The organism is Moraxella canis (assembly GCF_002014965.1).
In the GTDB taxonomy this organism is placed as follows: Bacteria; Pseudomonadota; Gammaproteobacteria; order Pseudomonadales; family Moraxellaceae; genus Moraxella; species Moraxella canis.
On sequence record NZ_MUXT01000004.1, the window covers coordinates 138,428 to 163,100 of the forward strand.

Here is a 24,673-nt window from a genome sequence, read left to right on the forward strand (position 1 = left end):
AGGTGCGGTGGTGTCTTTTGGGTTATTGGGCTTAGGATCTGCTATAGGAGATGTTATAGGCTGATCTGTAGGAGAGGAATTTTTGTTTGAGGCTTTAGGTTCTGATTTGTTATCATGAAGCGCGGCAGCTGTGATAGCGCCAACACCTAGCAGGCCCATTCCAGCTTGAAAATAGGCAGAGTAATCGATTGTTTCGACTTCTGATAATAATGCTTGGATTTGTTCCAGTTCGGCATCGCTGATGTCATTATCGATGAATATTTTGGGGGGGGAGGTTTCCAAAGATTCAGTTTGCATTGCTTCCAAGGCCAACTGATCTCCAATCTCCAAACTGATGATAGAGCCATCTTTAAGCAAAATGTTAAGCTTACCATTTTGACGTACAATAGATTGAACCTGCGAGTAGTCTAAAACTAGTCGGCTTCCATCTGCACGAATAATCAATAACTGCTTCATATTATTAACCTCACGGTAGGATAAGAAATATTTCTCACTCACAAACAATAGCAAAAACGATTGTCACTTTTCGTGACCAAATTAGCACAAAAATGATAACAAGTAAATACATTTAATTAATAACAACTTAGTAGCTTAGCCATAATTTACAGTGAAAATAGGTTATTTTTTTAAAATGATTATCTTTATAAAAATTATTCCCCAAACCCCTATATTTTTTTGATGATTTTTAGTAAAATTCTATTTTACCAGCAACAGATATATTACTATGAGTACTAAATTTATCTTTGTAACCGGCGGTGTCGTGTCATCACTTGGCAAGGGCATTGCTGCGGCTTCCATTGCGGCCGTGTTAGAGGCTCGCGGTCTTAAAGTCACCATGACCAAGATGGATCCTTATATTAATGTGGATCCCGGCACGATGAGCCCATTTCAACATGGTGAGGTCTTTGTCACAGAAGATGGTGCGGAGACGGATTTGGATTTGGGCTATTATGAGCGCTTTTTACGCCGCTCAAAAATGAGCAAAGCAAACAACTTTACCAGTGGACGCATTTATCAAACTGTACTTGCTAAAGAGCGCCGCGGTGACTATTTGGGCGGTACTGTCCAAGTCATTCCCCATATTACCGATGAAATCAAGCATAAAATCCGCGCCAGTGGCGAAGGATATGATATTGCAATTATTGAAATTGGCGGAACCGTCGGAGATATTGAAAGCTTACCTTTTATGGAGGCGGTTCGCCAAATGCAAGTTGAGCTTGGTCGCACACAGTCGTTACTGATGCATTTGACTTTGGTGCCTTATATTGCTTCGGCAGGCGAGTCTAAGACCAAGCCAACTCAGCATTCGGTCAAAGAACTTCGTTCGATTGGTCTGCAGCCAGATGTGCTGATTTGTCGTTCAGAGCAGCCAATTTCTGAAGATAACCGTCAAAAAATCGCGCTATTTACCAATGTTGAGACGCGCGGGGTTATCTTGTGTGAAGATGCAAAATCGATTTATCAAATTCCACGCCGCCTCCATGAGCAAGATTTGGATGATTTGATTTGTGAGCGTTTTGGCATTACCGCGCCAGAGGCGGATTTGTCAGATTGGGATAAGGTTGTTGATGATTTATTTAACTCTCAAGGTGAGATTGTGGTCGCCATGGTGGGTAAATATGTCGAACTTCCTGATGCTTATAAGTCTGTCAATGAGGCTTTGCTTCATGCAGGCATTCATAATAAAACAAAAGTCAACATTCGATATGTCAGCGCCGAGTCGCTAGAGACCGATCCAGAGGCGATGAAGCAGATCACCGATGTGGATGCTATTTTGGTTCCAGGTGGATTTGGTGAGCGCGGTACTGTGGGCAAGATGAAAGCCATTCAATTTGCGCGTGAAAATAACAAGCCATTTTTGGGCATTTGCTTAGGGATGCAGCTTGCAGTGATTGAGTATGCGCATAATGTCTTGGGTATTGAGGCTAATTCTACTGAGTTTGATCGAAAAACGGCAAACCCTATTATCGGTTTGATTACCGAATGGTTTGACGAAAAAGGTGAGCTTCAGATCCGCTCTGATGACAGCGATTTAGGCGGTACCATGCGCTTGGGTGCCCAAGAGGCAGAATTAGTATCAGGTTCTAAGCTTGCTAAGATTTATGGCGCGCATAACATTACCGAGCGCCATCGTCATCGTTATGAGATGAATAATCGCTATATCGAGCCTTTAGAAAATGCTGGTATGAAAATTTCAGGCTATTCTGCCAAGCAGCATTTGGTTGAGTCGGTCGAAATTGACAATCATCCTTGGTTTGTCGCGGTGCAATATCACCCAGAGTTTACCAGCTCGCCTCGAGGTGGTCATCCGCTATTTAACAGCTTCATCAAAGCTGCGATAGATGTGAAACAAGCCTAATCATTGAGCACATCAAACCAATTGGCTTTGATGTGCTTTTTACTATTTATGATGTTTTTGAGTGAGTTTGGTAGTATAATGACGATACCAAACTTGCTATTTATGCAGGATAAATAAATAAAATTGTAAGGATTTGAGATGACACAGCCAATGACAGCCGCTCAATCAACCATTACTGTATCAGGGATTGAGATTGGTAATGATAAGCCTTTTGTTCTATTTGGCGGTATGAATGTGCTTGAAAGCCGTGAATTGGCTTTTGAGATTGCTGAGCAGTATATCGATATTTGTCAAAGACTGGATATCGGTTATGTATTCAAAGCAAGTTTTGATAAAGCCAATCGTTCAAGCTTACACTCTTTTCGCGGTCCAAGCCTTGAGACTGGCTTGACTTGGTTGAATGATATTAAAGAAACTTACAATGTCCCGATCATTACTGATGTGCATGAGCCTTATCAAGCCGCACCCGTTGCTAAAGTAGCTGACGTATTGCAGCTACCGGCTTTTTTGTCCCGCCAGACCGATTTGGTGAGCGCCATTGCGCGTACTGGTAAGGTGATTAATGTCAAAAAAGCACAGTTCTTGGCACCGCATGAGATGCGCCATATCATTAATAAATGCTTAGAAGCAGGTAATGATCAAGTGATCCTTTGTGAGCGTGGTTCGGCGTTCGGCTATAATAATTTGGTGGTCGATATGCTTGGCTTTGATACAATGAAGTCAATGAATGTGCCGGTGTTTTTTGATGTGACACATGCGCTTCAAGAGCCTGGTGCTCGTAGCGATAGTGCAGGTGGTAGACGCCATCAGATTACCACGCTTGCTCGTGCAGGTATGGCGACGGGCTTGGCGGGACTATTTTTGGAAGCCCACCCCGATCCTGATAAAGCCAAATGCGATGGTCCAAGTGCCTTACGCTTGGATCAACTTGAGCCATTTTTGACACAAATTAAGCAGCTTGATGATTTGGTCAAAGGCTTTGAAACTTTAGATACAAAATAATTAAAGAATTTTATCATTAATAAGCGATTGCGATAGGAGCTACTATGTACGCTGAAGAGACAAAAAATGTTGTAGAAATTAAAGACATCATTGCTCGAGAGATTCTAGACTCTCGCGGCAACCCAACCATTGAAGCGGATGTTATTTTGGCAAATGGTATCTGTGGACGCGCTGCAGCGCCGAGTGGTGCATCGACTGGCTCACGCGAAGCGTTGGAGCTGCGCGATGGCGACGCTTCTCGTTATTTGGGTAAAGGTGTCAAAAAAGCGGTGGCGAACGCCAATAGCCAAATCCGCACCGCGCTACTTGATAAAGATGTCACACAGCAGACCGAGATTGACAACATTTTGATCGAGCTTGATGGCACAGAAAATAAAGGCAATATGGGCGCCAATGCCATGCTGGCGGTATCGTTAGCAGCAGCCAAAGCAGCAGCCATCGCCCAGTCACTACCTTTGCATCAATACATCGCCAATCTGCGCGGTCAGACTTCACTGACCATGCCTGTACCAATGATGAATATTCTAAATGGTGGCGCGCACGCTGACAATACAGTCGATATCCAAGAGTTCATGATTGAGCCTGTGGGATTTACGTCATTTTCAGAGGCGCTGCGTGCAGGCACTGAAATTTTCCATGCGCTCAAATCAGTGCTAAAAGCACAAGGTCTAAATACAGCTGTGGGTGATGAAGGTGGCTTTGCGCCTAACTTGCGCTCAAACGAAGAAGCGATCACAGTCATCATGCAAGCCATCGATAAAGCTGGCTACAAAGCAGGTCAAGACATTTATTTGGCACTAGATTGTGCGGCATCTGAATTTTATAAAAATGGTCAATACATTTTGGCAGGGGAAGGCGACAAAGCCTTTGATAGCCAAGGTTTTAGCGATTATTTAACCAGTTTATGCAACCAATATCCAATCATCTCTATCGAAGACGGTTTGGATGAAAGCGATTGGGAAGGCTGGGCATATCTGACCAAACAGCTGGGCAAAAAGGTTCAATTGGTGGGCGATGATTTGTTCGTGACCAATCCTAAGATCTTGCAAGAAGGTATTGATAAAGACATCGCCAATGCCATTTTGATCAAATTTAACCAAATTGGTACTTTGAGCGAAACTTTAGATGCCATCTATTTGGCTAAACAAAACGGCTATGCCACTGTCATCAGCCATCGTTCGGGTGAAACCGAAGATTCAACCATTGCAGATTTAGCCGTCGGTACAGCAGCAGGTCAGATCAAGACAGGTTCGCTGTGCCGATCTGATCGTGTCGCCAAATATAATCAGCTTCTGCGCATCGAGCAGCAAGTACGCGCAGCCTATCGCGGACGCGAAGAATTTATCGGTCTGCGTGGCTGATCTGTAATCTTTATCAATGGCTTGGGAAAACCACTGTGGCAAATGCGAATAAAACACTTAAACAGATGATGGTCAATCAGCTTAAGCTGATGATTGCCATCGCTATTGCCGCAGTGATTTTGGTGTTGATGCAGATGCAGTACTGGTACGGCGACTATGGTCATGCCAATTTAGCCGCTGTAAAAACTCAGCTGCGCGAACAAAATCGCTTGAATCAAGAGCAGATCTACAAAAATAACATCTTGCTGGCTGATGTCAAAGATCTAAAATCGGGTCTTTCGGCAATTGAGGAACATGCGCGGTTAGACCTTGGCTTAATCAAGCCTGGCGAGACGTTTATTCAGCTGTCAAATGCACCAATCACTTATTCACGCCAGCCCTTGCCTGAGATTGACGAAGGCATAGAGTCTGTGGATTCTGTCCCAGAGCCTACGCCTGATCGCTGATTTATAAAATTTTTTGATCGCCAAACTGTTTGATCTGCTTTGGCGATTTTTATTATTTGATGACTTATGAAGACAACTATTTATCCACTGATCGTCGCTGCTGGCACAGGATCAAGATTCGGCGCCAACAGACCTAAACAATACCTGAAAATCGGTCCCAAAAGCATCTTGGCACACAGTGTTTCTCGGTTAAACCATTCTGATCTTAGCGCACTGACGGTGGTAGTTGCTGATGATGATACCTATATCCAAGATGAAATGTTAGCGATTCAATCTTCTTTTAATCAGAGGGTTTATTACACGATTGGTGGCGATGAACGGTGGCAATCGGTGATGAATGGACTTGCTAAAATCTGTGACGAAGGGGGTCGAGATGATGATTGGGTGCTCATTCATGATGCAGCAAGACCGTGTTTGCCCTATGCTGATTTGGATCGATTGATTCATAAAATCCGAAGCGATCAATACAGTGCGGCAATACTGGCTGCAGCTGTGGTGGATACATTAAAATTTGCCAAAGATGATCATATCAGCCATACGGTCAGCCGAGATCATTTGTGGCAAGCTTTGACGCCTCAAGCGTTCAAAATCGGGGTTTTAAAGTCGGCTTTTAAATTTGTCATCACAAACCGCCTGCAGATCACTGACGAAGCGTCGGCTTGCGAAGCGATGGGAGAGCCTGTCGCCATTGTGCCGGCGTCTCGGATGAATATCAAGCTGACTTATCCTGACGATCTGCCGCTCATGGAAGCAATCTTAAGCAGTTCATTTGATGCATTAGCTTAACAAGCGCTATGGCGGTTTGGTTATTTGCCTTTGTTAGCTTGGCTGCACTAGCCATCTTGGGCAGTATTGAGCAGTTTTGGTTTAATCAAAAATGGCTTGATATTTTAGCTTCAGAGGGATTTACACTGCTGATCACTGCAGGCGTACTGCTGTGTTTATTTGGGTGGCAACTGATAGATGCATCTGGGAAAGCGAAGCTTAGCCGATTACTCAAAGCTTGGATGCTTATCAGCGTTGTTTTATTATTTGTCATGCGTACATTGGTAGCGTATGTCGCTTATGAGTCACACACGCCAAGCGCTCGCTACATCGTCAGTGCTGACGCCCACATTCATACCCTCAGTGATGGCGTTTATGATGAGGTGCTGGGCACATCATTTCGCCAAGTGGCAACGTTGCATAATATTAAACCTGTCACCGCTTCCACTCACCACGCCTCGCATTTAAAGATTTATAATCCTTTTGGGGGATTTGATCATGACCGTTTAGAGGGTTTAAATCAAGGGGATTTAGAAAAATTAAACTCAATGGAGGGCATGACGGTACTTTTGTTAGCCAATCCAAATTTTACGAAAGCTGACTTGAGCACACTGACCGAAGTTCAGCCTGCAACGCGTTTGGCTACTCAAATTGTGATCACGCCGATCGATAAGACACCCTCGGCAAGCGGTTTTGATACCAATCAGTGGCTGCGCACTCGGCATGTCCATGCTCAAGCAAATATTTTGTCCGTTGATGAGATCACACCGCTTGAGGCAGAGTCTTTTTTCCAGCAGTTTTATTTTCGTCTTGAGCGATTTCGGTATCAGCTCAGAGCGCACTTTTACCAAGATTGGCATGAGCTTAGCGCATCAGAGGCGCAGGCACGCGCTGTCTCACTAAGTTTGATGACAGGCGATCGCGCTTTGATTGATAAAAACACCAAAGAGCTGTATCAATTGGCGGGCATCTCTCATTTGCTTGCCATCTCAGGGACGCACGTACTGTTTTTGGCGGTGATTTTATCGGCGCTGGTAACATTTTTGACGGATAAATTTGCACAGCGCATTTATACGCACTTGCCAAGATGGCAGATTCGCATGATGGTGATGGTGGCGGCAAGTTTGGTTTATGCGCTGTTTACAGGATTTGATGTGCCTGCGGTGCGAACTGTTTATTTATTGGTTGCAGCTTGGTTGGTGCGATACTTAATACTGCCTGCTGGTATGATCTCTGTACTGGCGTGTGTGGCGCTGGTTATGATTTGGCTTGATCCTTATGTGTTATGGCAAGCAGGCTTTTGGTTGTCATTTATTGCGGTGCTGTTGTTGATGCGATATGAGACATCCAAAATTGATATGATGGATCATACCCGTCAAACTCAGGGGCGGCTTGAGCGGTGGGGCTTTGAATTCAAGCAGGCGACGTGTTTGCAATTTTGGCTATTTTTTAGCATGCTGCCTGTTTCTATTTTATTATTTGGTAAGGTGTCGATCTGGGGTCTGGTGGTGAATTTATTTGCCATTGGATTATTTGGTTTTGTGATTGTGCCTATCAATTTGATCGCTGGCGCGGTTTTTGGGATTTTACCAGAGCTATCGCAGATACTATGGGGCGCATCTTCTGCTGTGCTTTATTGGTTGCATGATGCTTTATATTTTGGACTCAGTAGCCAAATTGGTGGTTTGGGTGCTTGGCTGTATGCACCTTTTGGAATGGCGGGATTTTTGCTCAGTTTTATGGTCGTGGGCTTATGGATACTGCCAAATGTCTTGCCTAGGGTGCTGATCATACTGCCTGTAGTAGCGATGATATTTTTGGTGCTGCCCAAGCAGGCACCGCGTTTTGAGCTGATCATTTTGCCAAGTGATACGCCCAATATCAGTCAAGCACTGCTGATCTATCACAATGATCATCAACAAAAACACTGGCTCATCTTAAATGATTTGGGCGCTAAAACCCTGAGGGCGAATCACACTCAGACGCTGACAGATCAGCTGTATCGACTGGGTGCAGCACAGCATGGCATCGATGGTATCATCGTCCAAAGCCCAAGCGGCATATTTTTGCCTGTGGTGGGTCAGCTTGCCAAAGCGCTGCCAGTGCACCGCTTTTGGCAGGCGGGTAATCATGAGCCTTTGGCAAATATTCATCACACACCATGCAGTGCAGGGCTGCATTGGCAGTCTGAAGGCATCAGCATAAAAGCTCTGACAGGTTGGCATGAGATCAGCGATGAGCGCGTGCAGCACTGTGAAATTGAAGTTTTGGCGGATTTACCCCTGAGCGCTCCGGACTTGATGGAAGATGAGCCTGAATCTGACTTAGGAGCTGATGTCGCCACTTCAAATCGAACGCAGCTGATCATCAGCACCAATCGTGAACCGCTGCTTTGGCAGCTGTGGGATATGCTGTGTCTTTCTGATGATCGGCTGAAGTTAGCGACGCCTTTAGGCTATCACTCTGTTTGGCTTAGCACCACACGCGCCGCTGATGCCAGTCATGCCAAAGCCAACTTAGATGCCCCGCAATTACTTTACTTGGATAAATAGTGAATAATCAGGCGGGTGTGCTATCGTTCGGGTGGTTTTTGAGTTACAATAAAGGTATTTTTACAGTTTAAGCATTTATATATAAGGTATCAATTATGGCATGGCCACCAAATCCTGACAAATCACCCCAAAAAATATCACCCGACACACCCATGAGTGCACCCAGACAGGGCGAAGAATGGCGTCTGCTTGAGAAGACTTTGCTTGCCAGTATCGAAGAACAAAAATCAAGCCGCCGTTGGTCAATTTTCTTTAAATTGCTCACTTTTGCTTATTTGATGTTTGTGATTGTCGCGCTTGGTTTTGGGTGTAGTGGCGGCGGCTCATCGCTTGAGCGCGTCGGGATAGGTGAGCCGCACATTGCTGTGGTGGATGTGACTGGCGCGATTACCGCGAATGGTGATACCAATGCTTTGAATATCAACGACTCTTTGATGGAAGCTTTTGATAACCAAAACGCCAAAGCAGTGGTCTTAAATATCAATTCACCCGGCGGCTCTCCTGTGCAGTCAGATGAAGTCTGGCAAATGGCTATGATGCTCCGCCAAGAAAATCCTGACAAAAAACTCTATGCCATCATCGGTGATGTTGGTGCATCAGGCGCGTATTATATCGCGTCGGCAGCTGATGAGATTTGGGTCAATCCATCAAGCTTAGTCGGTTCTATCGGTGTGATCATGTCTGGCTTTAATGCAGAAGAGCTGATGAGAAAAGTAGGCATCAAAGATCGTACACTGACCGCAGGTGAGTATAAAGACATCCTAAGCGTCAGCCGTGAGATGACCGCCAGTGAGCAGCAGCATATCCAAAATATGCTAGATAACACACACCAAAACTTCATCAATGCTGTCAAACAAGGTCGTGGCGATAAATTGATCAATCCTGAACAAAATCAGCTATTTAGTGGTCTGATTTGGACGGGTACAGATGCTGTTGAGCTGGGGCTAGCGGATAAAACAGGCAGTATCAGTGAGCTTAAAAGACAGCTCGAGCTGGATACGGTGGATTATACCTATGTTAATCCGATGAATAAACTGTTTGATCGTTTTGGCGTGCAGGTCGGTAAAGGTTTGGGTGAGGGCTTGAAATTTAGCCTAAATCAAGAACAAACGGATATAAAATAACCAAAAATAAAAACGCTCACTGAGAAAGTGGGCGTTTTTACTTTGTGTCGATTTTAAGGAAGTTATTTAAATTTATCCCAAATCGCATTTTTGATTGACATCGTTCAATGCTTCATCAATGATGGATTGACTGACGCCTTTTTTGCGCAGCTTTTCGATGAATAGCGTGTCATGGGCAAGCGTGTAATTGGAATTATCGCGGTCAAGACCTTGACGAATGTATAAGCGAATCAGACCTTGGATGCGGTTAAATCCATGCATCTGAGCGGTCTCTTCAAGATGCTGAATGATTTCTTCGGACAAGCGCAAATGCACAGGACGCATGATGGTCTGTGGATGATCTGAATAGCGATTTTTAATGTGTGGGGGTAACATAAATATCCTGATGGTTTATTTTCAAAAAGATTATAGCATGATGGTGGGGGATGTCAATTTTTGGCTTAATTAAGAGTTTGGGTCATATTTATACGATTTAAGAATTGATTCTAGATTAATTATTTTAATAATTTTTATTAAATCTTTATATTGAATTGCACTAAATCTGGAGCATAATGCCTACTGGGTTTATCTTTGATTTGTCATCTTATTCTAATATCGCTGACATAATAAGTGTATAAGCTGTCATCATTGTTTGATAGTGAAATACAATTTAGATCTCTGCCTCTAGGTCAGCGACCACTAAACTGCTACGTTGATCTATAAATATTTCGACATATTAAACATATGCTTTAACTTAAGGATACTTGTTAAAGCTGATTCGTTGGGTGTGGTTGATAAGTTTAAATGACGTTAAATTTCTATCATCGCTAGTGATTTAGCAATCGCCATGATCTATAAGCACTTGGATAACTGTCAGGGTATATAATCATGTATAAAATTTTTAAAGGTAATCATAATTTTAAGGGTCAATCTGGGACGTGTTTGCATAACACCGACAGCCGCCACAAGAAGTTTAAGTTGGTATCAGGCGTCTTAGCAACAGCGATGCTGGCGACGACGACTGTTTATGCTGCAGAGCCGTTATATCAAGGTCAAAATAATTCGATCACAAATAATGATCCATCTGCCGAAATCAGGGTTTGGGGTAGTGACAATACCGACATATCTGAGAATGCAGGCAAGATTACTATCATTGGTAGTACAAATGAAGAAATTTTTAAAAACTTGGCAAATTCGAAGATTGTCATCATTGGAGATAATAATTATTCATTTAGCGAAAATGCTGGTAACATCCATGTTAACGGTAATGTTAATGGTCAAATTACTGGCAACCTAGAAGGTTCGGTGATTAAAGTATTTGGTAGTGATAACTATGAAGTGAAAGATAATAATGAAAATGTAATAGTTGGTGTGATAGGTAATAATAATGACTTTATTAATAACAATAAAGAAGCGGCTACCATAAGCATCTATGGTAATAAGAATAGCACCATTGCTGAAAATCAAGAGCGTTCTATTATTAGCATTGTCGGTGATTTAAATACCGATATTAATCAAAACTCTGGCTCAATAACTATTATTGGTAATGACAATGCCCGTGTGCAATCTAACGAAAACTTGGTAATCATTGGTCATAACAACGAAGATATCAGCAATGTGTCTGATACCTTTATCTTAGGTAACGATGTCACTAATGTACAAAGCAACTCCGTTGTATTGGGTAATGCTTCTGCTGGTAAAGCAGTTACTGAAGTTTCAAGCCAAGAAGTGGCAGGTGGCACATATACTTTCGCTGGTGCTGCTTCTCAAGACAATGGTTCGGTATCGGTGGGTGCAAAGGACAAAGAGCGTCAAATTCACTATGTGGCTGCAGGCGAAGTCTCTAAGAATTCAACTGATGCTGTGAATGGCAGCCAATTGCATGCCGCTTATCAGGGTATCAAACTAAACGATGCCCGCATCTCAAATATGGAGACCAGAGTTGACCGTATTAATGGTCGAATTGATGTTCTAAATAAACAAGTCCATGCAGCGGGTGCGACTTCTATGGCAATGGGTAACCTTGTCCAAGCTTATCGTCCGGGTCAAAATTCGACAACAGTTGCTCTGGGTCATTATGGGGATGCGTCAGCGATCGCCTTTGGTTTGAGCACTGTTGCTGATGACGGCAAGTGGGGCGCGAAGATCAGTTTTGCTGCCAATACCGAAAGCGAGTTCGGTGCTGGTGCTGGCCTAGGTTACTTCTGGTAATTGTCTGTTGTTTTAGTTTGTTAAATCAAAAATCCAGTCTTACTAGGCTGGATTTTTTTTATTGCTGAATCATAAAAGAGGTGTCAAGAATTGTTGTAATTTTTCGTATATGTTATATAATAACGCCCCTTAATGTTTTGTTATATTATATCATATTATGAGGGCATCATGACAAAAAAACCACTTGTATGCGCGATATTGGCGGCTTTTTCATTACCAGCGATGGCTCAAACTGAGTTGACAGATGAACCAACGGTTGTTTTGGATGAAGTTTTAGTGACTTCTCAAGCCAGCCAAAATTCAGGATTTGCATTTAATAATACCAAAAAAGCCAGTGATGTCACTGTGACAAGAGATAAGCTAAAACACCGTTCTGCCACGCTTGGCAATGCCTTGGCAAATGAGCTGGGCGTACACAGCAATCCTTTTGGTGGCGGTTCATCAGCGCCTGTGGTACGCGGACAAGAGGGCGTTCGGCTGAAGATTTTACAAAATGGCACAGATGTCATCGATGTGTCCTCTATGTCGCCTGATCATGTGGTGGCAGCCGATACGCTTTTGGCTGAGCGAGTGGAGCTAGTGCGTGGCGCCAATACGCTACTTTATAGCACTGCATCGCCTGCTGGGGTGATCAATGTGGTTGATGGTCGCATTCCTGAGCGTATGCCTGAAGGGACTATCCATGAAAATATGGAAGGCGAGGCGATTTTACGATACAACACAAACAGTAACGAAAAAGTCGCTACCGCTGGCGTTACCTTTGGTGTGGGTGAGAATGTCGCGGTGAGAGTTGAGGGCTTGAGCCGTAATGCTGATGAGTATAAAGTGCCACATTTTCAAGCCGATAAGATGCTAGATTATTTACCAGGCAGTGAAAATAAATCTACCGTTGGTATGGTGGGTGTGTCTTATATTGGCGACAGAGGCTTTATTGGCGCATCTTATAGCCGCCGTAAAGATCGCTACGGCATTCCAGGTCATATCCACTGTGACAGTAAGCGTGAGCACTTTATTAAGTGGCATGATCTTTCAAAATCCAATTATTATCTGCCCATTTATCCACATTTGATGGAAGATGAGGATATTTATGACAATCCACATACACATTGTAGCCATGATCATGAAGATCATGTAGGTGAGCACAATCCAACAGGCGTCCCTGTGAACCATGAGCACCATTCGCCTTGGATCGATATGGAGACGGATCGCTACGATATTCGCGGCGAGCTGCGCCAGCCGATCACAGGCTTGGATAAGGTTAAATTGAGTCTGACTTATGCTGACTATTATCATGATGAAAAAGACGCAGGTAACGAGCAAACCTTAGATAATTTTAAGCCATCTGAACGACAGACGACGGTAGATCGAGGCTATGCCAGCTCCATTTTTACCAAAAAAGGGTTTAATAGCCGCTTGGAATTTTATCACACCCCGACCGAGCGCTTATCGGGTATGATTGGTGTGCAGTACCAAGATCAAAAATCCAGCGCAGGTGAAGCGTATCTGCCAAGCTATTTTGAGTCAGAAGAAGAGTGGCAAAAAGCCCAAAGCCAAAATATCAACCAATATCGCCCATATTTATTGGTGCCTAATACCAATAAAAGTTTCAGCGTATTTGGGCTTGAGCAGTTTAAATTGGATAATTTAACCTTTGAGGTGGCGGCGCGCTACGAAAAACAAAAAACACCGATTGATTATGAGCAGCATTTGCTTGATCATGCTTTGGAGTATTTTTTGAGTAAGGCGCAGGTCAAAGCACCTGATCATCCTGATTTGAGCACTTATAAGCAAAGTGCTGTATCCTACGCAGGGACGGCGCTGTGGGGCATTACGCCTGAGTATCGCTTGTCGTTTACTTATTCGCATAATGAGCGTATCCCATCGCCGATGGAGCTGTATTATCAAGGCGGGCATTTGGCGACCAGCTCATTTGAGCATGGCAATAAAAATCTCACCAAAGAAAAATCAGACAACTTTGAGATTGGGCTGACGCATACAGGCGATAAACTGAGCTACAAAGGCAGTGCTTATTATAGCGATTTTGATAATTATATTTTTAATGAAAATATCGCCAAAGAAGGCAATCTTTATATGCGCCGCTACAATCAAACCACTGCTAAGTTTTATGGCTTAGAAGGTGAGATGACTTATCAGCCGAATATGAATCACAGTATCACGCTCTTTGGCGATATGGTGCGTGGCAAAATCGGCGCTTTGCCAGATGTTAAGGGCAGACTCATGCACGCTGGCAGAAAATGGGTGTATTTTGACGATGACATCAAAGAGATGACAGTGGATGAATATGGTGACTATGACAATACCAGTGATTTGACCTGCAGCTCAAAAACGCCTGAAGAATGGGGGCAGATTAATGAATATAATGAATGTAGTACAACCATCAATGTCTATAAAAATGGCACAACCATCGCTGGAGAAGAAGATTACGACCGCTTGGCTCGCCATGCGACCAATGCACCGCGCGTACCACCGAGCCGCTTAGGATTGCGCTGGCAAGGTTATTTTGGTGATAACTGGTCAGCCAATGCTGAGTTTAGCCATGTGTTTTCACAAAATAAAGTGACCACTTCAACCATCGCCATCAAGCCTGAATTCAGACGCCCAGAAGGCTGTGAGCGCATCGACAGCGACTGTGTGGTGAGCGAATATGGCAGCGAAAATAATCCTTTGACCATGCAGCCGCGTTATGTGGTAGAAAATAAAACCGCAGGTTATAATCTGCTCAATCTTGGCGTGGATTACAATAATGTGTATAAAAATGTGGATTATACGCTGTCTTTGCGCGCCAATAACTTGCTTGATGAGCAAATCTATGTTCATAACTCATTTTTACCATTTGTGCCGCAAATGGGGCGTAATGTGACCTTGGGACTGACGACGAAGTTCTGATTTGATTGAGTTTGATCAATAAAAATCACCCTAAGATCATCTTGGGGTGATTCTTATTCAAATGCATGGATAAATCTAACAAGCAACAAAAAGCCCTTATTGATTTGATATCAAAACAATAAGGGCTTTTAAAATATGGCTCCCCAACCTGGGCTCGAACCAGGGACACACGGATTAACAGTCCGATGCTCTACCGACTGAGCTATTGGGGAATGATGGTGGGTCGTGCAGGATTCGAACCTGCGACCAATTGATTAAAAGTCAACTGCTCTACCAACTGAGCTAACGACCCTTAGCGAGTACTAGAATCAATGGTGGGTCGTGCAGGATTCGAACCTGCGACCAATTGATTAAAAGTCAACTGCTCTACCAACTGAGCTAACGACCCATTGATCTAGTCGGATACGGTATTCCATATCGCTAACGTGGTGCATATTATACGCAAAAATTTTTTGATTGCAAGTGTTTATTTTCAAAAAATGTCAAAAAAATGAAAATTTGACTAAAATCTCAATTTTTGCCTTGAGTGCTAAAAAAAATCCCAAGCAAAAGCTTGGGAGGATGGTTAGCCAATTAAAGTGCTTCACACGAGACACCGATGGATGCGCCCGTAGCGTCGGTGAATGTAAAGTAAGCAGTGCTTGCTTTTTGGTGCCATTCGCCGCCGTGACCAAAGAAACCTTCGGTGTTCACATAGCGCTCGCCTGAGGCAGATGGCGTGTGATTGAGGATGGCGGTCGCATTTTGGTGACTGATGATGGTCAGCTGTCTTCTGCTTGTGCCTGCTGGGCTGACTGCGACACTGATGCCATTTTCGCACTCAAATCGCTGGGTTTCAGTAGGTTTGGTGTTGGGTGTGGTGGGCGCGGATGTTTTGGTGTCGGTAGCTTGGCAGCCAGCTAGTACAGCCGTTGCACAAATACTGGCAATCAGTGAGTTTTTCATAATAACCTCCTTGGAAAAACGATCATATAAGCATTCATCACAATGCCTGATTTGAGTATTTTAGCATAGCATTTTTAGTATCGCTATGGCGTCTTAGGTGATGAATCTGGGGTGAGCCAAAACGACTATTTAAAGATATTAAGTTAAAGATATTAAGCAAACGACTATTTTTAGGTATTAAGTATGGCGATTTAGAGCATCGACAGGATTTAGGCGTGCTGCATTTCGCGCAGGTAAAAACCCAAAAATCACCCCAATCATCATTGAGCAGGCTAAGGCGGCAGCGATTGATAAAGGCGAATAGATGACCTGAAAATTCTCGCCGCCAAAGCGATTGATCACGCTACCAATGGCATAGGCTAAGCCCACGCCAAGTAAGCCGCCAAGAATACACACCAAGACAGCTTCGATCAAAAACTGCTGTAAAATATCACTTTGGCGCGCACCGACTGCCATTCTTACGCCAATTTCGCTTGTGCGCTCTGTGACTGATACGAGCATGATATTCATCACGCCGATGCCGCCGACGACCAAGGAGATGATGGCAATCGATGAGATGAGTAAGGTCATCGTGCTGGTCGTGGACTCGACCGTTTGGCGGATTGAGTCGGTATTCATGATGCTAAAATCATCTGTACCATGCCGTGCTTCGATGAGGTCGCTGATGGCAGTTTCTGCGACAGCTGAGGGCGTATCTTCATCGATGAGTACCACAAACCGATCAATGTAACTTGTGCCCAATATCCGATGCATGACGGTGGTATGGGGCATGTACAGCTGAGGGGTATTGGTTTGGCGACCAAAGCTCGTGTTCTTTTTGGATAAAACACCAATGACTTGACCGGGCACATTACCCACTAAGATGACTTCACCGATGGGATTGCCTTCGCCATTAAAAAACGCTTGATAGGCGTTGTGATCCAAAATGATGTCTTGGGTGAGATTTTGGACATGATGATCACCAAAACCTTGTCCAAGCATCAGTTTTTCACCTGTGACTTCAAGATAATTTTGACCGACGCCATTGACGCTTGCATTGGTTTCGATGTCTTTATATCGGGCGATGACAGAGCTGTCAACCTGAGGGCTGACACTTTTGGCGTAGGGCTGTGCGGCGACGGCATCTGCATCGGCAGTGGTGAGATTATCATACCCAAAACGCCGCCTTGGATCCCCAAACGGATAGCCGTCATTGACCGTGATGGTATTTGTACCCAGTTGATTGATATCAGCTAGGATTTTTTGCTGTGATCCTTGACCCAATCCAACGATCGAGACGACAGAGGCGATGCCAATGATGATCCCAAGCATGGTCAATAAGGTGCGCATTTTATGGGCTTTTAATGCGTATATGGACATTTTGAACGCTTCTTTTAGGCGATCAAAAACGCCTAATAATGCACCAGAAGTTTGGGGATGCTCAGAGGCGCTGCTTTGCAAGGCTCGTTGGCGGTCGGCATTGGATGTGTAGTGATCATCGATCACTTGACCATCTTTAAGTTCGATGACGCGGTCGGCTTGCTGGGCTAAGCTTGGGTCGTGCGTCACCATGATGATGGTATGACCTGCTTCTTTAAGCCTGTGCAAGATGGTCATCACATCGATCCCTGAGGCGCTATCTAGCGCGCCTGTCGGCTCATCAGCTAAGATGATATCACCGCCATTCATGAGCGCTCGAGCGATTGACACGCGCTGCTGCTGACCGCCTGACAGCTGGCTGGGTCGATGATGCGCTTTATCGCCCAAGCCCAAAGCGGTCAGCAGCTCTAAGGCTCGCTGCCGACGCTTGGCGGTCTCCATGCCAGCATAGACAGCAGGCACGGTGACATTATCTTGAGCGCTGATATCGCCAAGCAGATGATAGCGCTGAAAAATAAAGCCAAAGTGTTCGCGGCGTAATTTGGCAAGCGCTTCGGAATCTAAATCGTTTACCGAGCGACCATAAATAAAATATTCGCCCCCACTGGCTTGATCTAGGCAGCCTAAAATATTCATCAAAGTGGACTTGCCTGAGCCAGATTGTCCAATGATAGCCACCATCTCACCTTGATAAAGCCTCAAGGTGATACCATGCAAAATGCGTATCGAGGTTTCCCCTGTCGAAAAATCACGAACCAAATCCCTGATTTCAATCAGCGGTGTCTTGGGCGGTGATGCTGGTATTGTCATCGGTTATCCTTATCGCATCATCGATCTGCCAGAGTTTCTGGGTCTGCCTGAGCTTGGTTCGCCTGACGCTTCGCCGATGACGATGACATCGCCTTCACTGAGCCCTGATATCACTTGAGCATTTACGCGATTATTCATGCCGATGACTACTTCGACTGGTGTAGCAAAGCCATCTTGATCAATGATACGCACGGTGGTTTTGCCGTCGCTCTCTTCGATGGCGGCGGCGGGGATGACGAGGACATTTTTTGCTTGGTCAATGATGATATTGACTTGGGCGGTCATGTCAATGCGAAATTTGCCTTCGGCATTATCCACATCCAAATAGCCAATATAATATACCGCGCCATCAGTGCTGCTTGAGCTACTCATCGTTTCTGGGGCGGGCTCAATACCTGCCAAAATGGCATCGTACTGCTGATTGGGATTGCCGATGATATTAAATCGTGCTGGCATTTGGGGATGGATATTGACCACATCAGCTTCAGAGATTTGGGCATTGATACGCACGCGGCTTAGGTCAGCAAGCGTCACTATGGTAGGGGCTGACTGATTGGCATTGACTGTGGTGCCTTGTTTTTGGCTCACCGAGACCACAGTACCATCCATTGGGGCGCGAATGGTGGTGTAGCTTAGATCTTCTTCTGCGGTTGCGACATCATTTCGTGCTTTGGTGATGGCGGCTTCTTGACTATGGATGGCAAGCTTTGCATTAGTGACTGCGGTGAGTGCGTTTTGATAATTGGCTTGGGCGGTGGCAAGCGCGCCTTGGGCTGCCAAGACTTTGGCGTGAGCTTCATCATATTCTTCACGGCTTACAGCGTCTATGTCAATGAGATTTTGCAGCCGCTCAAAACTTTGTTTGGCACGATTTAATTCAGCTTGCTTAGTATCAACAGTCGCTTGAGCGCTCACGACTTCACCTTGGCGACTGCGTAAATCTCCATGAGCTTGGTTTAGGCTTGCTGTGGCTTGACCAAGGGTCGCTTCGGCATTAGACAGGACATTTTTTTGCTCAACTTGGCTGATCTGTGCGATGATGTCGCCTTGTTTGACAAAATCGCCGACATCCACATGCAGTCGCACAATCTCTCCTGACACCTGAGCGCCAACCTCAACCGTTTGGATGGCTTTGATTTTGCCAGAAGCCATCACAGTATTTTCAATATCACCCAAGCGGACTTCAGTGGTGAGGTATTCGGGCGGAGTGGGTGCTGGATTGAGTTTTTGATAAATAAAAACAATCAAAAGCACTGTCAGCACCGCGATCACCAGCCATTTGATGGGCGAGCGTAATTTAAAAGATCTTTTTGAAGAAGGTATGAACGATGACATGTGTAAATCCAACAAAAACCTGCAAAAGCGCTTTGAATTTTATCCAAACATAAAGCTATGATAACAAGATTTTGTTTATAAAAAATCAAATAATGTTGTTATTTGTATGCCTGCTAAGGCGTTGGTGGATTTTGGGTGTGATTTGATCACCAAACAGTCACACGCTGACACCACAAATTGATAATACCAGCCTGCGAATCAATCGCCATGCGTTGTCTTGGCTGAGTCCTTTGATGGTTTTATCAATGTCATAAACTTCGGTGAGCCAGTGAGAGATCATGCCATCAGAGACTAAATTTGCAAGAGTTTGATAACTAAAGACTTTGTTACGCCAAATGCCAAGCTTTTGGGGGTCTTGACCATTTCTTAGGGCGGCGATGAGATGAATGTCTTTTGATATTGCCCATAAAATAATGCTGGGTGCGGTATCGGTTTGGTGAAGATAGTCAATGATTTTTAGGCATTGATTGGGCTGCCTTTGGATTAGCGCATCAGATAAATCAAAAACACTGAACACACCACCTTCAGATAGAAGTGTACTAAGATCAGGAATATCGATCACCGCAGGCGGTGACTGGCTAGGCAGGGTATGAACATAAGACAGTCGCCACAGCGTCTGATAAGCGGTCAATAAATCGTGCTGAGTATGGCTCATGAGCATCTGCCATGCGTCAGCGGTGAGCGAAAGCCCAAACTCTTGGGCTTTGGCGGTTAAAAGGGCGCGCCGCTCAGATTCGTTTTGGATGGCGCCATGGACGATCAGTCCATGTTGGTCAAACAGCTTAAAGGCTTTGGTGTTTTGAGATTTTTTATCTTGTTTGGGTAAAAGCCAAATCAGGTGATGTGAACTGGCACCGGCTTTGACATCATTGGCAAAGTCTGCTAATTGGCTTAAGACGGCATCGTCAGGCTTATGCTTACCGCTGATGATAATGGCGCTAGATTCCCCAAAGAGTGACAGTGAATCAAGTTCTTGGGTGGCTTCTTGCCAACTTTTGGGGGAGGTGAGGTCAATGCGCTTGATCACTTGATGATTGGCTTGCCAAATCGGACGGCACGCATCAATGAGCCACTGAAGAATCAGCGGCTCGTCAGAGTGTGACAGCCATAAACCGCTCAGCGTCATGGCAGGATCTTTGAGGGATTCAGCAACTGCCAAAAAGCGCTTTTGCATGGCTAGGGCGTATGAGTCTGACTGCCAAGCGCATAGTACTGCTCAGCGATGCGATGCGCCAAGCTGTTTTGTAGCCATACCTTGACAATTTCGCCTTGCTGATCGCTGGTCGCTACACTGGCTTCATTATATTGATAGCTGCGCTCAGTTTGCACCACTTTGCGAATGGTTTGACCATTCATCTGATAGATGACATCAGCAGTCAGCACTAAGCGAATTTCGGATAATACGCCAAGCAGCTTATATTCACGATATCGCAAATTATTGACTTGAATCTGATGGGCGGCGCTGGCGTCACTCACCACACCAAGCTGAGCCAACTGTGTCTCAAGCTTGGGTTTGAGCGCATAACCAACAGCGCTACTTTCAGTCACGATATTGACATGGTCATAAGTCGGCGCCAGCTGAACGCCCGTATCGCTGACACCGCGTAGACCAAACCCGCAGGCAGTCAGTGACATTAAAGTCAATGCCATCACGCCTGCTTGCATCATGGATTTTATTTGCATCAAGCACCCGCCACAACAAAACTGATGAGTTTATTAGGTACGACGATCTCTTTTTTGATTTCGCCAGTCAGATATTTCGCCACGCCTTCAATATTCTTGGCTTCTCGGATAAGCTCGGCTTGATCTGTACCAGTGGCAACTTCCATCTTACCGCGTACTTTACCATTAACCTGCACGACCATGGTGATGGTGTCGTTGATCAAAGCTGATTCATCCAAAGTTGGGAAAGCTTGGGTGTGCGCATCAATGTTGAGCGCCTGTAATAAATACTCGCCAACGTGTGGAGCATACAAAGACAACATCGTCAATAATGCAACGATGGCTTCATGGCGCACCGCGATGTCATTATGATCGGTCGGCTTAAAGCTGGCAATTTCATTACAAAGCTCCATCAGGCTAGATACAGGCGTATTAAGCGCCATATGCTCGCCTAGGCTGACATCGATCTTGGCGATGGTCTCATGGGTTTTGCGGCGTAGGTTTTTGGCATCTTTTGACAGAGCATCTTTATTAATTGTCAAATCAGTTGATTGACTATTTTCAATGGCTGACAAATGTTCGCCAACGGTGCGCCATACTTTTTTGACAAAATTATGCGGACCTTTGAGTGCGCTGTCTGACCATTCAAGCGTCTGATCGGCAGGCGCGGTGAACATCGTATAAAGACGAACTGTGTCCGCTCCGTATTGCTCAACGATATCCTGAGGATCGACGCCGTTGTTTTTGGACTTACTCATTTTTTCGATTTTACCGATCACCACAGGCTTACCATCAGCTTTTAAGGTGGCGCCTTCGATTTCGGTGCCGTTCATGACAAAGTCAATCTCGTGCGGGAAATAGTAAGTGGTGCTGCCGTCGCTATTTGAGCGATAATAAGTGCCCGCCAATACCATGCCTTGAGCCAACAGATTGGCAAAGGGCTCATCTTTACTTACCAAGCCTTCATCACGCATCACTTTGTGGAAAAATCTTGCATAAAGCAAATGCAGTACCGCATGTTCAACACCGCCCACATACTGATCGACAGGCAGCCACTTATCGGCAGCGGCGCGCTCAATCATTTGGCTATCATCATGTGGTGACGCAAAACGCTGAGCGTACCAGCTTGATTCTACAAAGGTATCAAACGTGTCGGTTTCACGTTCGGCTGGCTGACCGCATTTTGGGCAAGTGGTGTGTAAAAATTCAGGCATATTTTTTAGGGGGTTGCCGCGCCCATCAGGGATGACATCGGTTGGTAGCACTACAGGCAAATCGGCTTCATCCACAGGCACCGTGCCGCAGTATTCGCAGTTTACCATTGGAATTGGGCAGCCCCAATAGCGCTGACGACTCACGCCCCAGTCGCGCAGACGATACTGGGTGGTGGCTTGACCTAGGCCTTTTTCGGTGATGATGTCATGGACTTTGGTGACTGCATCGTCATAAGATAAGCCGTCCAAAATGCCTGAATTGATACAAAATCCTGTCTTGTCGCTGTACCAATCTTGCCACTGGCTAGTACTGTAGTCGCTTGGTTTATCTTTAAAATCAATGACTTGTGGGATGGGCAGATTGTATTTATTGGCAAATTCAAAATCACGCTCATCATGCGCAGGCACCGCCATGACAGCGCCAGAGCCATAGCTCATCAGGACATAGTTTGCTACCCATACTGGCACATCGGCACCTGTGATGGGGTGTTTGGCGGTCAAGCCTGTGTCGATACCAACTTTTTCGGCTTTGGCGATGTCGGCTTCGGCGACCGAGCCTTGCTTACATTCTGCGCAGAATGCAGCAATGGCAGGGTTTTGTTTGGCGGCGTGCTGAGCAAGCGGATGTTCGGCTGCCACTGCCAAGTAACTGACGCCCATGATGGTATCAGGGCGCGTGGTAAAGACGCGCAAGACATCATCACAGCCATCAATTGAATAAGCAAAATCCAGCTCCATGCCTTGGCTTCGACCAATCCAATTTTGCTGCATAGAAAGCACTTGCTTTGGCCAATGACCTTCCAAGGTCTTTAGGTCATCCAATAGCTCATCGGCATAATCGGTGATCTTAAAGTAGTACATCGGGATGTCGCGTTTTTCGACGATGGCACCCGAGCGCCAACCACGACCATCGACCACTTGCTCATTGGCAAGAACAGTATTATCCACAGGATCCCAGTTTACGGTGGCAAGTTTTTTATAGACCAAGCCTTTTTTATACAGCTGCAAAAACAGCCACTGCTCCCAGCGGTAATATTCAGGTGTACAAGTGGCAAATTCACGCGACCAGTCAATCGACAGCCCCAATGCCTTGAGCTGCTTACGCATACTGGCGATATTTTCAAAGGTCCATTTGGCAGGCGCAACTGCATTGGCGATGGCGGCATTTTCGGCAGGCAAGCCAAAAGCATCCCACCCCATCGGCTGCATCACATCATAGCCTTTTTGGCGATAATATCTGCTAAGCACATCGGTGATGGCGTAGTTGCGTACATGCCCCATGTGCAGCTTGCCGCTTGGGTAGGGGAACATCGAGAGCATGTAGCGAGTGGGCTTGTCGGTTTTCTCGTTATTGGTGTGATAGCGTTTGTCGCTTTCCCATTGGGCTTGTAATTGTTTTTCGATGGCGGAAAAATTGTAATCTTCTAAAGAAATTTGGCTCATGTTGCTATCCAAAAAAGTGGAAAGTTAAGAAATAAACTTAGCTATTATACCCAAATTCGCTGATACTTTGCTATACTTTGATCACTTTAAATAAAAAACTTCATCAAGGAGATAGGCTCATGACAATCACCATTTATGGCATCAAAAATTGTAATACGATGAAAAAGGCTTTTGATCAATTAAACGCACTTGGCAAAGCGTATGAGTTTTTTGATTATAAAAAACAGCTGCTGACTTTGGATGAATTTGGTGAATTTGTGACACTCTTTGGTGATAAAGTCATCAATAAGCAAGGACTAACCTACCGAAAACTTGATGATGACGCCAAAGCGGTGCTCGGCAGTGGCGATGTGTCAGCGATGTATGAGATTGTCAAAACCAATCAAAGCATGATCAAGCGCCCAATCATTTTGGGTGGTGCCAAGCCAGTGATTGGATTTGATGATGCAGAATATGAGCAGGTGTTTGGGTAATACAGTAAGCAACCTAACTGACATTTTGAGTTGTTGAGAAAGCGATATGCAGGTACATATTTTAAATCAGTTAAAAATTTCTTTAGATAAAGATGATGATTTAGGAAAAATTCTTAAGAGTAAAGATTTTTATTTTCAGAAAGCTCAAGATGCACTGATTAAGTTTCAAGAATTACCACTATCCAAAGATGAAGAATCTTTTTTATTCAATCATAAAAAAGATTATCAAAAGTTAAGGTATGAATTTGAGACCAATAGCAAATACAAGGAAGTTGGAAATCTGATTTTTGAGATCATTTCTTATTGTGATTATCACGCAAGAGATAAGGATAAATTGAATCAATATGATGATAATCGTACACTTGCCAAAGCCTATGTTAGAATGCATTCTTGGGTTGAACATCTAATTTCATTCAAACTTGATAAGCAAAGTATATCATCTGTATCGGTGGATAATGCCATCAGGTATTTATTGGATCCGATAAACAATTTTACAATATTGAGCGAAAATCATCGAAAGCAAATCTGTAAAGTGCTTCAAAAACCGTATGATCCAACTAAATTTAACGAGTATCTTGTAGATTATTTTAATGCTATTGATATACCTGTTAAGCATCCTTACAATAAAAATTGGTCATCTCATTGCTTTGTTATCAAATAAAAGATGAGTGGCAAAACGCATCTGCTAAAAATGATACCTGTTTTGAAGTTGAAAACTTAGAAAAG

General features: G+C 44.6%; 19 protein-coding genes and 3 tRNA genes. 11 read left to right on the forward strand and 11 right to left on the reverse strand.

All coding sequences use genetic code 11. From position 1 onward, the window contains the following. A partial coding sequence (locus B0180_RS10135) for a hypothetical protein (protein ID WP_167366912.1) occupies positions 1–456 on the reverse strand: 456 nt, incomplete at its 3' end. 268 nt (positions 457–724) lie between these two features. Here B0180_RS10135 and B0180_RS03030 point away from each other — a divergent pair. The 7 genes from B0180_RS03030 (at position 725) to sppA (ending at position 9,609) form a co-directional block, all read left to right on the forward strand. Then, a complete protein-coding gene (locus B0180_RS03030; RefSeq protein WP_078255605.1) occupies positions 725–2,359 on the forward strand; it encodes a CTP synthase in 1,635 nt (544 codons plus the stop codon). A 150-nt stretch (positions 2,360–2,509) separates the two neighbouring features. Beyond that, on the forward strand, positions 2,510–3,361 hold the full coding sequence (gene kdsA, locus B0180_RS03035; RefSeq protein WP_192831311.1) for a 3-deoxy-8-phosphooctulonate synthase: 852 nt from the start codon (positions 2,510–2,512) through the stop codon (positions 3,359–3,361). A 44-nt stretch (positions 3,362–3,405) separates the two neighbouring features. Next, a complete protein-coding gene (eno, locus tag B0180_RS03040) occupies positions 3,406–4,722 on the forward strand; it encodes a phosphopyruvate hydratase (RefSeq protein WP_078255606.1) in 1,317 nt (438 codons plus the stop codon). Between the two features lie 35 nt (positions 4,723–4,757). Beyond that, positions 4,758–5,168: an FtsB family cell division protein gene (locus B0180_RS03045; protein ID WP_078255607.1), complete on the forward strand. Its 411-nt coding sequence runs from the start codon at positions 4,758–4,760 to the stop codon at positions 5,166–5,168. Between the two features lie 66 nt (positions 5,169–5,234). Continuing rightward, positions 5,235–5,954 (forward strand): 2-C-methyl-D-erythritol 4-phosphate cytidylyltransferase, encoded by a 720-nt coding sequence (gene ispD, locus B0180_RS03050; RefSeq protein WP_078255608.1) that lies wholly within the window; start codon positions 5,235–5,237, stop codon positions 5,952–5,954. Between the two features lie 8 nt (positions 5,955–5,962). Beyond that, positions 5,963–8,485, forward strand: a complete 2,523-nt coding sequence (locus tag B0180_RS03055) for a ComEC/Rec2 family competence protein (protein ID WP_078255609.1) — start codon at positions 5,963–5,965, stop codon at positions 8,483–8,485. 95 nt (positions 8,486–8,580) lie between these two features. After that, on the forward strand, positions 8,581–9,609 hold the full coding sequence (gene sppA / locus B0180_RS03060; RefSeq protein WP_078255610.1) for a signal peptide peptidase SppA: 1,029 nt from the start codon (positions 8,581–8,583) through the stop codon (positions 9,607–9,609). Between the two features lie 72 nt (positions 9,610–9,681). On the opposite strand, the gene B0180_RS03065 is transcribed toward sppA, so the two are convergent. Next, the gene (locus B0180_RS03065) at positions 9,682–9,984 is read right to left on the reverse strand and encodes a hypothetical protein (RefSeq protein WP_049237482.1); all 303 of its coding nucleotides are present in this window, start codon (positions 9,982–9,984) and stop codon (positions 9,682–9,684) included. 492 nt (positions 9,985–10,476) lie between these two features. Here B0180_RS03065 and B0180_RS03070 point away from each other — a divergent pair, with 492 nt between their 5' ends. Beyond that, entirely contained in the window at positions 10,477–11,799 is a 1,323-nt protein-coding gene (locus B0180_RS03070; protein WP_078255611.1) for a YadA family autotransporter adhesin, read from the forward strand. A gap of 168 nt (positions 11,800–11,967) precedes the next feature. Then, positions 11,968–14,706 (forward strand): TonB-dependent receptor, encoded by a 2,739-nt coding sequence (locus B0180_RS03075; RefSeq protein ID WP_078255612.1) that lies wholly within the window; start codon positions 11,968–11,970, stop codon positions 14,704–14,706. Between the two features lie 136 nt (positions 14,707–14,842). On the opposite strand, the gene B0180_RS03080 is transcribed toward B0180_RS03075, so the two are convergent. The 9 genes from B0180_RS03080 to leuS all read right to left on the reverse strand — a co-directional run bounded on the left by B0180_RS03080 (position 14,843) and on the right by leuS (position 23,474). Next, positions 14,843–14,918: transfer RNA gene (locus B0180_RS03080), tRNA-Asn, on the reverse strand. A gap of 4 nt (positions 14,919–14,922) precedes the next feature. Next, positions 14,923–14,998, reverse strand: a tRNA-Lys gene (locus B0180_RS03085). A 20-nt stretch (positions 14,999–15,018) separates the two neighbouring features. Further along, a tRNA-Lys gene (locus B0180_RS03090) sits at positions 15,019–15,094 on the reverse strand. A 185-nt stretch (positions 15,095–15,279) separates the two neighbouring features. After that, positions 15,280–15,651 (reverse strand): MliC family protein, encoded by a 372-nt coding sequence (locus B0180_RS03095; RefSeq protein WP_078255613.1) that lies wholly within the window; start codon positions 15,649–15,651, stop codon positions 15,280–15,282. Positions 15,652–15,828: 177 nt separating this feature from the next. Beyond that, positions 15,829–17,820, reverse strand: coding sequence for a MacB family efflux pump subunit (locus B0180_RS03100; RefSeq protein WP_078255614.1), 1,992 nt, complete (start codon positions 17,818–17,820; stop codon positions 15,829–15,831). Positions 17,821–17,829: 9 nt separating this feature from the next. Next, positions 17,830–19,155, reverse strand: a complete 1,326-nt coding sequence (locus B0180_RS03105) for an efflux RND transporter periplasmic adaptor subunit (RefSeq protein ID WP_078255615.1) — start codon at positions 19,153–19,155, stop codon at positions 17,830–17,832. Between the two features lie 157 nt (positions 19,156–19,312). Beyond that, positions 19,313–20,329: a DNA polymerase III subunit delta gene (gene holA / locus B0180_RS03110; protein ID WP_078255616.1), complete on the reverse strand. Its 1,017-nt coding sequence runs from the start codon at positions 20,327–20,329 to the stop codon at positions 19,313–19,315. A 2-nt stretch (positions 20,330–20,331) separates the two neighbouring features. Further along, positions 20,332–20,838, reverse strand: a complete 507-nt coding sequence (locus B0180_RS03115; protein ID WP_049235679.1) for an LPS-assembly lipoprotein LptE — start codon at positions 20,836–20,838, stop codon at positions 20,332–20,334. After that, positions 20,838–23,474 (reverse strand): leucine--tRNA ligase, encoded by a 2,637-nt coding sequence (leuS, locus tag B0180_RS03120; RefSeq protein ID WP_078255617.1) that lies wholly within the window; start codon positions 23,472–23,474, stop codon positions 20,838–20,840. Before leuS ends, B0180_RS03115 begins: the two co-directional genes overlap by 1 nt. A gap of 119 nt (positions 23,475–23,593) precedes the next feature. On the opposite strand from leuS, the gene B0180_RS03125 reads away from it, so the two are divergent. After that, positions 23,594–23,947, forward strand: a complete 354-nt coding sequence (locus tag B0180_RS03125; protein ID WP_078255618.1) for an ArsC/Spx/MgsR family protein — start codon at positions 23,594–23,596, stop codon at positions 23,945–23,947. Positions 23,948–23,993: 46 nt separating this feature from the next. Further along, complete coding sequence (locus B0180_RS03130) at positions 23,994–24,608, forward strand: hypothetical protein (protein WP_078255619.1); 615 nt, start codon at positions 23,994–23,996, stop codon at positions 24,606–24,608. Positions 24,609–24,673 lie beyond the last annotated feature (65 nt).

Coding starts and splice junctions, on each gene's coding strand:
- B0180_RS03075 (WP_078255612.1), top strand. CDS start 11,968: ATGACAAAAAAACCACTTGTATGCGCGATATTGGCGGCTTTTTCATTA.
- sppA (WP_078255610.1), top strand. CDS start 8,581: ATGGCATGGCCACCAAATCCTGACAAATCACCCCAAAAAATATCACCC.
- B0180_RS03065 (WP_049237482.1), bottom strand. CDS start 9,984: ATGTTACCCCCACACATTAAAAATCGCTATTCAGATCATCCACAGACC.
- B0180_RS03095 (WP_078255613.1), bottom strand. CDS start 15,651: ATGAAAAACTCACTGATTGCCAGTATTTGTGCAACGGCTGTACTAGCT.
- kdsA (WP_192831311.1), top strand. CDS start 2,510: ATGACAGCCGCTCAATCAACCATTACTGTATCAGGGATTGAGATTGGT.
- B0180_RS03100 (WP_078255614.1), bottom strand. CDS start 17,820: ATGACAATACCAGCATCACCGCCCAAGACACCGCTGATTGAAATCAGG.
- B0180_RS03070 (WP_078255611.1), top strand. CDS start 10,477: ATGTATAAAATTTTTAAAGGTAATCATAATTTTAAGGGTCAATCTGGG.
- leuS (WP_078255617.1), bottom strand. CDS start 23,474: ATGAGCCAAATTTCTTTAGAAGATTACAATTTTTCCGCCATCGAAAAA.
- B0180_RS03130 (WP_078255619.1), top strand. CDS start 23,994: ATGCAGGTACATATTTTAAATCAGTTAAAAATTTCTTTAGATAAAGAT.
- B0180_RS03030 (WP_078255605.1), top strand. CDS start 725: ATGAGTACTAAATTTATCTTTGTAACCGGCGGTGTCGTGTCATCACTT.
- B0180_RS03105 (WP_078255615.1), bottom strand. CDS start 19,155: ATGTCATCGTTCATACCTTCTTCAAAAAGATCTTTTAAATTACGCTCG.
- B0180_RS03115 (WP_049235679.1), bottom strand. CDS start 20,838: ATGCAAATAAAATCCATGATGCAAGCAGGCGTGATGGCATTGACTTTA.
- holA (WP_078255616.1), bottom strand. CDS start 20,329: ATGCAAAAGCGCTTTTTGGCAGTTGCTGAATCCCTCAAAGATCCTGCC.
- ispD (WP_078255608.1), top strand. CDS start 5,235: ATGAAGACAACTATTTATCCACTGATCGTCGCTGCTGGCACAGGATCA.
- eno (WP_078255606.1), top strand. CDS start 3,406: ATGTACGCTGAAGAGACAAAAAATGTTGTAGAAATTAAAGACATCATT.
- B0180_RS03055 (WP_078255609.1), top strand. CDS start 5,963: ATGGCGGTTTGGTTATTTGCCTTTGTTAGCTTGGCTGCACTAGCCATC.
- B0180_RS03125 (WP_078255618.1), top strand. CDS start 23,594: ATGACAATCACCATTTATGGCATCAAAAATTGTAATACGATGAAAAAG.